The sequence below is a fragment of the Natronospira sp. genome, assembly GCF_007134575.1.
In the GTDB taxonomy this organism is placed as follows: domain Bacteria; phylum Pseudomonadota; class Gammaproteobacteria; order Natronospirales; family Natronospiraceae; genus Natronospira; species Natronospira elongata.
On record NZ_SLKM01000069.1, the window covers coordinates 1 to 9,344 of the forward strand.

Here is a 9,344-nt window from a genome sequence, read left to right on the forward strand (position 1 = left end):
CCAGGGTCAGAATGACGGATATATTGTCCCGGCCGCCCAACTCATTGGCTCGGTCCACCAGGCTGTCCGCCAGTTCTTCCAGTGCCCCGGATCGGGATTCCAGGGCATAGCGGATACTATGATCATCCATCATGTCTGTCAGGCCGTCGGAGCAAAGCATGAAGAGATCACCTTCGGCCACCGACTCTTCCCGCAGGCTCACATCCACGCTTTCTCTCACGCCAAGGGCTCGGGTGATGACGTGCCGATTGCCGGCACGGCGAGCTTCCATGCGGGTGTAGTAGCCCCGGTCCAGCAATTCCTGATTGAGAGAGTGGTCGGTAGTCAGTTGCTCCATTCGCCCTCGCCGCAGTCGATATGCTCGGGAGTCACCCACATGGCCAATGGTGACCCGGCGGCGGCGGAACAGGCAGGCCACGATGGTCGTGCCCATACCCTGACGCTCCGGGTCGGAGCGGGCGGTATCGAGAATGCTGCGGTTGGCTTTCTGGAAGGCTTCCTCGAGGAGGCGATCACCCCGTTCCAGGGGGCTGGCATTTCGGACTGTACTCACCACCGTGTCCACGGCGATCTGACTGGCGACTTCCCCGGCGCTATAGCCGCCCATGCCGTCGGCCAGAACCAGAAGGCCCAGTCCTGGCTCCAGACGGATAGCGTCTTCGTTGTGCGGGCGCTTGCGCCCGGTATCAGTGCGACCGGCAGCGGTCAGTCCCGTCTCGGATCCCATGATCCCTTCCTGTCGATACGCGCCTTGCCTTGCGCCAGAGACTGCCCGGCCGGGGTCCGAAGCTCAATCACCAAGGCTTTGAGTTCTGGGCAGCTCATCTAGTCCGGCATCCTTATCTCGCCCGAGTATACCGGTAGGTGAGGGTGTCGCGGCAAGTCCGGCGCTCTATTGCCGCCATGATAGTATGCGTTCGCTTCCACCAAACAGCGGCGATGGGACTGGATATGGCCAGGGCGAGAACGGTCTATGAGTGTGAAAACTGTGGGGCTCAGGCACCCAAGTGGTCCGGGCAGTGCATGGATTGCGGGGCCTGGAATACCCTGAGTGAGGCGGTGATTGCTCCCGCGGCGACACCGGCCTCGGCGCGTGCGGCCAAGGGCCGCGGAAGCGCCCAATACGCCGGGGCCAGCAGTGGTGTGGTCAATCTGTCAGATGTCCGTGGTCGGGAGGCGGCCCGCACCGGTACCGGCCTGGGGGAGCTGGATCGGGTTTTGGGTGGAGGACTGGTGGCCGGCTCCGCGGTCCTGATCGGCGGTGATCCGGGAATCGGCAAGTCCACACTCTTGCTGCAGGCCTGTGCCCGACTGGCCAGGGAAGAGGGGGTGCTGTACGTCACTGGCGAGGAGTCCCTTGAGCAGGTCCGTCTGCGGGCTGAGCGCCTGGAGGTGGGGGAGACCAGCTTGCGTCTGGTGGCAGAAACCTGTGTGGAGCGCATAATCGCCACTGCCGAGACCGAAAAGCCCCGCGTTCTCATCGTGGATTCGATTCAGACGATCTTTTCCGAGGCCGTGCAGTCTGCGCCGGGGGCCGTGGGCCAGCTGCGCGAGAGCGCGGCCCAACTGGTGCGTTTTGCCAAGCAGACCGGCACTGCGGTGTTTCTGGTGGGGCATGTCACCAAGGAAGGGGTGATTGCGGGCCCTCGGGTCCTGGAGCACATGGTGGATACGGTGCTCTATTTCGAGAATGATGCCGGCAGTCGCTACCGGGTGATAAGGGCCGTGAAGAACCGCTTTGGTGCGGTCAATGAGCTGGGCGTGTTCGCCATGGATGATGTCGGGCTCAAGGAAGTCCGAAACCCTTCGGCGATTTTTCTCTCCGGCCACCAGAGCGATGTCAGTGGCAGCGCCGTGATGGTGGCCCGGGAAGGAAGTCGGCCATTGCTGGTTGAAGTCCAGGCCCTGGTTGATGCCACCCAGACCCATAACCCCCGCCGAGTGGCCCTTGGTCTGGATCAGAACCGCCTGTCCATGCTGTTGGCCGTCATGCACCGCCACGGCGGCATTGCCATGGGTGATCAGGACGTGTTCATCAATGTGGTCGGTGGGCTCAAGGTGGAAGAAACCGCCGCCGATCTGCCGCTACTGCTGGCAGCCTTGTCGAGCTTCCGCGACCGCCCGCTGCCTCCCGGCCTGGTGGTCTTCGGCGAGGTCGGCTTGTCCGGCGAGGTCCGTCCCGTCTACAACGGTGAGGAACGCCTGAACGAGGCGGCCAAGCATGGTTTCCGCCAGGCCATCGTTCCGCGCGCCAATGCCCCCAGAAAACCCCCAGAGGGCATGGCGGTCACCCCCGTCCGACGCCTGAGCGACGCCATCGATGCCATCCTCCGCGATTGAGGTTTGGGCCTCGCCGAGAGACGTGGAGAAATTCAAATGGATGCCTCGCGCAGAGACGCAAAGACGCGGAGAAATTCAAAAGCTTGATGGCCTCGCGCAAAGCGCGCCAAGGTCGCTAAGAAAATGCGTTTTTAAGCCTGAGAGTTGCAAGCCTTGAATCGAGGCTGAAGCCTCTCCCACAACACACCCCTTAAACCCTTGGCGTTCTTGGCGCCCTTTGCGCGAGGTAATATTTTTTTGGTTTCTCTGCGTCTTTGCGTCTCTGCGCGAGATAATCATTCCTTTGACTTGGGTTCCTCGTCCAGGCGGGGTTTGAGGCGGACGGTTTTGACCGCGTTGGCCGAGCTTTGCACGATTTCGATGGGGTAGCCGTTGATCTTGATGCTGGTGCCTGGTTCAGGAATGGTTTCCAGGTATTCAAGGATCAGGCCGTTGATGGTCTTGGGGCCGTCGGTGGGGAGTTCAACTCCCAGCACCCGGTTGATGGTGCGCAGGTGGAGCGTCGCATTGACCAGGTTCGTCCCGTCCTCCTCGGTGACAATACCCTTGACCCGGGTGGCCACCGGGTCGGTGGTGAATTCGCCCACGATTTCCTCGAGGATATCCTCCAGGGTTACCAGCCCCTGGATGTCGCCGTACTCGTCCACCACCAGGCCGATGCGGCGCTGACTGTTCTGGAAGTTGATCAGTTGCCGGTGCAGGGGGGTATTTTCCGGAATGAAATAGGGTTCCCTGACGATCGCTTCCAGGGTTTCTCGGTTCATCTCGCCCCGGGTAATGGCATTCAGAACCCGGCGACTGTGAAGAATGCCAACGATATCATCGATGTTGTCCCGAAAGACCGGCAGGCGGGTGTGCTGGCTGTTGGTCAATTCCTCCAGGATCTCGTCCCAGGGGTCTGACAGATCGATGCCCACGATCTCGTTGCGGGGCACCATGATGTCCTCCACCGTCGCCTGTTCAAGATCCAGAATACTGATCAGCATATTCTGGTGCCGCTTGGGTATCAGGCCGCCGGCCTCTGTGACGACCGTGCGCAACTCGTCCGGGCTAAGGCGATCGTCGAGTGTCAGCCCGCCCGGCCGGACGCCGAAGGGGCGCAAGAGCTGGTTGGCGACCAGATTGACCAGCCAAATGATGGGGTAGAGCACCCGAATCAGCGGGGTGTAGACGAACGCTGCCGGATAGGCCAGACGTTCGGGGTGGATGGCCGCCAGGGTCTTGGGAGCCACCTCGGCAAAAATCAGGATCACCAGGGTGAGCAGGCCGGTGGCAATGGCGATGGCGGCCTCGCCGCCGAGGCGAAGCGCGATCAGGGTGGCCAGTGCCGAGGCGACGATATTGACGAAGTTGTTGCACAGCAGAATCAGGCCCAGTAGGCGATCGGGGCGCTGCAAGAGCCGCTCCGCGAACTGCGCTGCCCGGTACCCCGCTTCGGCCCGGTTCCGCAGGCGGTAACGATTGAGGGTCATCAGGGCCGTTTCCGAGCCCGAGAAGAACCCTGACAGGACGATCAGCCCAGCCAGGATGCCAAACAGACCACCTAAAGGAATGGATTCCAAGGTCTCAGGCGTCCCTTTTGCGGAGTGGAGGGCTATTGTCTCCGAGGCCTCGCGGGCCTGGCAAGCGTGTCCGATGAGTGTTGGCTGTTAGCCCCAGCGCTGCCCCAGTACCAACTCGAGGACAATGCGACTGCCGAAATAGGCCAGTGCAAGCAATACGAAGGCCGACAAGGTCCAGCGGATGGCGATTCTTCCCCGCCAGCCAAATTGATAACGTCCCCAGAGCAGAATCCCGAAGAGCAGCCAGGCGGCGGTTGAGAGAATGGTCTTGTGAGCCAGATGTTGTGCCAGCAGGTTATCCACAAAGAGCAGGCCGGTGAACAGGGCCAGGGTCAAACCCACGAAACCGATCAGGATCAGCTGGAACAGCAGACGCTCAGTGATCTCCAGCGGTGGCAGGATGCGAAGAACTCCGCCCGGATGACGGCCTCGCAGGCGCGATTCCTGAAAACTGAGGACAAGGGCCAGTACCGCCGCCACACTGAGCAGGCTGTAACTGGCAATGGAAAGGAAGATATGACTGACCAGTATGGCGGAGGGTGAGTCCACCAGGGTCGGCAGGCCGTCCAGGGGCAGGGCACCGAGCACGGCGCAGAAGGCCCCGAGGGGCAGCAGGGGAATGGAGAGGTTAAGCACCCGCTGGCGAAGGGCGGATAACAGAATCACGACGGTCACCACCCAGCCGATCAAGGAGACGATGTTGGGCAGACCAAGACTCAGGCCTTCGGGCGTGACAACCTGCCCCCACAGGCTGAGCAGGTGCAGCAGTCCGCCACCCAGTCCCAGAAACAAGGCCGTCCCCCGCATGGTGTCCGGCGCCAATGGCGAGGCGGTACGCCGTACCAGACGGATGATGAGTAATGTCATTGCCACCAGATAGGCGGCGGCAGCCAGAATGGCGATGGTGATGCCCGGCATGAATCAGTGGTCCTCGGCCTGACAGACTTTGGCGAGCAGCCAATTCGGCCAATTCGCCCATGTTCTCCCCAGATTACCCGTAAAACAGCCTCAAGGGGAAGCAGGAGGATGCGGGAGGGTCGGTGGAAACGGTAGAATATCCCCTTCGTGGTCAAACTGAAGAGTTTTATCGATGTTCAAGGGACTCAGCGAGCGCATTGGCAGCACCCTGGATCGGGTCAAGGGGCGTGGCCGGCTTAGTGAAGACAATATCAAGGAGACGCTGCGCGAGGTCCGCATGGCCTTGCTGGAAGCGGATGTTGCCTTGCCGGTGGTCAAGGAGTTCATCTCCCAGGTGCGCGCCCGTGCGGTGGGTCAGGAGGTTCTGAAGAGTCTGACCCCGGGTCAGGCCCTGGTTAAGGTCGTCAACGACGAGCTTGTCCGGATCATGGGCGAGAATCGTGAGCCCTTGAATTTCCGGGGCCGTCCACCGGTGGTGATCCTGCTGGCCGGCCTGCAGGGCGCGGGTAAGACCACCAGCGCGGCCAAGCTGGCCCGTCACCTGATGGAAGCCGAGAAGAAAAAGGTTGCCCTGGTCAGCACCGACGTTCGTCGACCGGCCGCCATCGAACAGCTTGAGACCCTGTCCGGCGAGATCGGCGCCGGGTTCTACCGCGCAGCCGAAGGTACGGCACCGAAGAAGATTGCCGACCAGGCCATGGACTTTGCCCGCAAGCAGCATGCCGATGTGCTGATTGTCGATACCGCGGGTCGCCTGCACATCGACGAAGAGTTGATGCAGGAGGTTCAGGATATTCATGCCGCCGTCGAGCCCCTGGAGACCCTGTTTGTCGTCGACGCCATGACCGGTCAGGATGCGGCACGCTCCGCCGCTGCCTTCGGCGAGGCACTGCCGCTGACCGGCGTGATTCTCACCAAGGCGGATGGTGATGCCCGCGGGGGTGCGGCACTGTCCGTGCGTCAGGTCACCGGCAAGCCGATCAAATTCATGGGCGTGGGGGAGAAGACCGATGCCCTGGAGCCCTTCCATCCCGATCGGGTGGCCTCGCGTATCCTCGGCATGGGGGATGTGCTCAGCCTGGTGGACGAGGTCCAGAGCAAGGTTGATAAGGAAAAGGCCGACAAGCTCGGGCGCAAGCTCAAGAAAGGCAAGGGTTTTTCTCTCAACGACTTTCGCGATCAGCTGGAGCAGATGCAGAACATGGGCGGGGTGGGTGCCTTGCTCGACAAACTGCCCGGAGCCGGTAAGCTGCCTCCCGGCGCGGCCAGCCAGTTCGATGACAAGACCATCAGCCGCCAGGTGGCGATCATCAATTCCATGACCAAGGAAGAGCGCCGCAAGCCGGCGGTGATCAATGGTTCCCGCAAGCGCCGGATTGCCCAGGGATCGGGGGTCCAGGTTCAGGATGTGAACAAGCTCCTGAAACAGTTCACCCAGGCCCAGAAAATGATGCGTAAGATGGGCAAGAAGGGTGGCATGAAGAAGATGATGCGCGGCCTGCAGGGCAAAATGCCCCCGGGGATGGGGTTTCCCGGGCAGTAAGCGGCGAGCTACGAGCGGCGAGCTGGCCGCGGTTCCGCGGGGCCGTGCTGAAAAGCCGGGCCTCATCCAGATCTGCCCCGCGGAACCACCGAGGGTCAGATATCAGCACGGCCGTACCCCTGGCACGGCCGGCTCGCCGCTCGTAGCTCGCTGCTCGTAGCTCATTTCTCTTGTAGCTTTTATGTGCTTCGCGTAGAATGCGCCGTTTACCGCCAGATCGGCCGGTAGCGGCCGCCAGTGCCCAATTTTTGCGAAACGGAAAAGAGTAACGGCATGGTAACGATTCGTCTTGCCCGGGGTGGCATGAAAAAGCGCCCCTTCTATCACCTGGTTGTCGCGGACAGCCGCAAGTCCCGTGACGGTCGCTTCGTTGAGCGTCTGGGCTTTTTCAACCCGGTTGCCCGTGGCGATGAAGAGCGCCTGCGGGTCGACCTGGAGCGGGCTGACTATTGGCTGTCTCAGGGGGCCCAGCCCTCCGAGCGTGCCGCAGCGCTGCTCAAGCAGGGCCGCAAGCAGGCTGAAAGCCAGGCCGAGGCCTGATATCGCCAGCCATGGCGGACCAGGCCGAAGGCCGGACTGTAGCGGTGGGTGACAGCGGACACGTCAGTGACAGTGACATGGTCACTCTGGGCCGGATTTCCGGCCTTTTTGGCGTTCGCGGATGGGTAAAGATCTTTTCCCACACCCGACCGCGGGAATCCATTGTCGACTTCGGTACCTGGTATCTCAAAGGACGGGGCGGATGGGAAGCCATCACTGTCCTGGACGGGCGCCGACACGGCAATGGTGTGGTGGCCCGCCTCGAAGGTATTGAGGACCGGGACCAGGCCGCCGAGCTGCTGAAGCGGGATGTGGCGGTGCGGCGGGAACAGTTGCCGCCGGCCGAGGAAGGTGAATACTACTGGCTGGATCTCATCGGTCTTCAGGTTGAAACCCTTGAGGGCGTCGAGCTGGGACGGGTGACTGGCCTGCTCGAGACAGGCGCCAATGACGTCCTTGTGGTCAAGGGTGATCGGGAGCGTCTGTTGCCCTTTGTTCAGGGGCAGTTCATCAAGACGGTGGACTTGTCGGCAAAGAGGATGGTCGTCGACTGGGATCCGGACTTCTGAGATGTTCCGGGTAGCTGTTATCTCGCTGTTCCCGGAGTTGGTGGAAGCCGTTACCCGGGTGGGTGTCACCGGGCGCGCCGTGGAACGGTCTCTGCTGTCGGTGGAAACCTGGAATCCACGGGAGTTCGCCCAGGACAGGCACCGGACGGTGGATGATCGCGCCTATGGCGGCGGACCTGGCATGGTGATGCGGGTCGAGCCCCTTGGCGAGACCATTCGCAGCGCCCGTGCCAGTTTGCCGTCAGGCACAAGGACGATCTATCTGAGTCCTCAGGGGCGAGTGCTGGATCAGGCCCTGGTGGAAGAGCTGGCGCAGGCGCCGGGAATGCTGCTGGTGGCCGGGCGCTACGAGGGCGTTGATGAGCGTCTGCTGGAGAACGAAGTCGATATGGAAGTCTCCATCGGCGATTACGTTCTCTCCGGTGGCGAGCTGCCGGCCATGGTGTTGATCGATGCCCTGGCCCGATTGCAGCCAGGTGCCCTGGGGCACGCTGAATCCGCCAGTCAGGATTCTTTTTCGGCGGATGGTCTGCTGGATCATCCCCATTACACCCGGCCGGAGACGGTGGTCGGGAAGCCGGTTCCGCCGGTGCTGTTGGGTGGTGATCACGAGGCCATTCGGCAGTGGCGCCTGAAACAGGCGTTGGGAAGGACATGGCAACGTCGGCCGGATTTGCTGGCGCGGCGTGAGCTGAATGAAGAGGAGCGCCGTCTGCTGGACGAGTTCATCGCCGAGCAGCACGGAGATCAAGGGGCGAGTTAGCAGGACGGCTGCGGGCTCCGGTAATTCTGAAAATGAAGCGAGCAGGGTGAAGTCATGAGCGACATCATCAAGGAAATCGAGAAAGAGCAGATGAAGACCGATGTGCCCGAGTTTGGTCCCGGGGACACGGTGCTGGTTCAAGTGCGTGTGGTGGAAGGCGACCGCGAGCGCCTGCAGCCCTTTGAGGGCGTGGTGATTGCCAAGCGCAACCGGGGCCTGAATTCGGCCTTCACGGTTCGCAAGACCACTCACGGTGAAGGCGTTGAGCGGGTGTTCCAGACCCACAGCCCCAATGTGGCCGAGATCAAGGTCAAGCGTCGGGGTGATGTGCGTCGCTCCAAGCTCTATTATCTGCGTGAGCGCCAGGGCAAGTCCGCCCGAATCAAGGAAAAGGTCAAGTAAGACCGATTGCTTGTCTGATAGAAAGGGCGGCTTCCCATGGAAGCCGCCCTTTTTTCTGGGCGACCGGAATTTTCCTTCGTCGTCGTAATTCGGGATACTGTGCTTTTGCCCTCGACTGCCCAAGGATGAAGCCATTGCGTCGCCTGATTGCCAGTCTGTTGCTAATGATTTCCCCGGCTCTGAGCGTGGCCGAGGTTTCCGCGCTGTCGGAGGTTTCTACCCTGGCCCGGTCCGGTGCTACGGAGTTGGCGCTGGGACTGATGGATCGACATCAGCCGGCGCTGCAAGAAGACCCGGTTGCCTGGATGCAGTGGGAGCGTGAACGGCTGTTTCTGTATCGTAGCCGCGCCCAGTGGCAGGCCCTGGCGGATCGTGCGGCCGAGCATCCGCGGGGCTTGCACCCGGAATTCATGCGTTGGGCCCAGGGAGAGAGGGCCCGTGCGCTGCTGGCTCTTGGTCGTGACGAAGAGGCCCGCACCGTCCTGCGTGAGCAGATCTGGTTCAGCGATCCCGGTGAACGCTTGCCGCGATGGCGCCAGATGATCGTCGAGTCCCACCTTGAGGGAGGGGATTCAGAAGCGGCTCGCAGTGCCCTGAGGCGATTGCGTCAGGACCATGGCGATGATGACGGTGAGACCCGGGTGATGGAGGCCCGCCTGTATTTGCAGCAGGGGCAGGGCCGGGAGGCTCTGGCCGTTCTGGAGGCC

Annotated in this window: 10 protein-coding genes; 7 read left to right on the forward strand and 3 right to left on the reverse strand. The window is 61.9% G+C overall.

Annotated features, from left to right (window positions below):
• Window positions 1-727: Stp1/IreP family PP2C-type Ser/Thr phosphatase (locus ACJWXQ_RS02840; RefSeq protein ID WP_406672097.1), on the reverse strand; the 727-nt coding region annotated here is incomplete at its 3' end.
• Window positions 728-951: 224 nt separating this feature from the next.
• On the opposite strand from ACJWXQ_RS02840, the gene radA reads away from it, so the two are divergent.
• Window positions 952-2,340 (forward strand): DNA repair protein RadA, encoded by a 1,389-nt coding sequence (gene radA, locus ACJWXQ_RS02845; RefSeq protein ID WP_346050081.1) that lies wholly within the window; start codon window positions 952-954, stop codon window positions 2,338-2,340.
• A gap of 275 nt (window positions 2,341-2,615) precedes the next feature.
• Here radA and ACJWXQ_RS02850 read toward each other — a convergent pair whose 3' ends face one another.
• Window positions 2,616-3,902 carry an HlyC/CorC family transporter gene (locus tag ACJWXQ_RS02850; RefSeq protein ID WP_346050079.1) on the reverse strand — a complete coding sequence of 429 codons (1,287 nt, stop codon included), beginning with the start codon at window positions 3,900-3,902 and terminating at the stop codon, window positions 2,616-2,618.
• Window positions 3,903-3,989: 87 nt separating this feature from the next.
• Entirely contained in the window at window positions 3,990-4,820 is an 831-nt protein-coding gene (locus tag ACJWXQ_RS02855) for a cytochrome c biogenesis protein CcsA (protein ID WP_346050077.1), read from the reverse strand.
• Window positions 4,821-4,992: 172 nt separating this feature from the next.
• Here ACJWXQ_RS02855 and ffh point away from each other — a divergent pair, with 172 nt between their 5' ends.
• The 6 genes from ffh to ACJWXQ_RS02885 all read left to right on the forward strand — a co-directional run.
• Window positions 4,993-6,363 (forward strand): signal recognition particle protein, encoded by a 1,371-nt coding sequence (gene ffh, locus ACJWXQ_RS02860; protein ID WP_406672098.1) that lies wholly within the window; start codon window positions 4,993-4,995, stop codon window positions 6,361-6,363.
• Window positions 6,364-6,636: 273 nt separating this feature from the next.
• Window positions 6,637-6,903: a 30S ribosomal protein S16 gene (gene rpsP / locus ACJWXQ_RS02865; RefSeq protein WP_346050073.1), complete on the forward strand. Its 267-nt coding sequence runs from the start codon at window positions 6,637-6,639 to the stop codon at window positions 6,901-6,903.
• 11 nt (window positions 6,904-6,914) lie between these two features.
• Complete coding sequence (rimM, locus tag ACJWXQ_RS02870; protein ID WP_374729184.1) at window positions 6,915-7,472, forward strand: ribosome maturation factor RimM; 558 nt, start codon at window positions 6,915-6,917, stop codon at window positions 7,470-7,472.
• A gap of 1 nt (window position 7,473) precedes the next feature.
• On the forward strand, window positions 7,474-8,235 hold the full coding sequence (trmD, locus tag ACJWXQ_RS02875; RefSeq protein ID WP_346050071.1) for a tRNA (guanosine(37)-N1)-methyltransferase TrmD: 762 nt from the start codon (window positions 7,474-7,476) through the stop codon (window positions 8,233-8,235).
• A gap of 54 nt (window positions 8,236-8,289) precedes the next feature.
• Window positions 8,290-8,637 (forward strand): 50S ribosomal protein L19, encoded by a 348-nt coding sequence (rplS, locus tag ACJWXQ_RS02880; RefSeq protein WP_346050069.1) that lies wholly within the window; start codon window positions 8,290-8,292, stop codon window positions 8,635-8,637.
• Between the two features lie 134 nt (window positions 8,638-8,771).
• Window positions 8,772-9,344 (forward strand): tetratricopeptide repeat protein (locus ACJWXQ_RS02885; protein ID WP_406672099.1); only part of this gene is annotated, 573 nt, incomplete at its 3' end.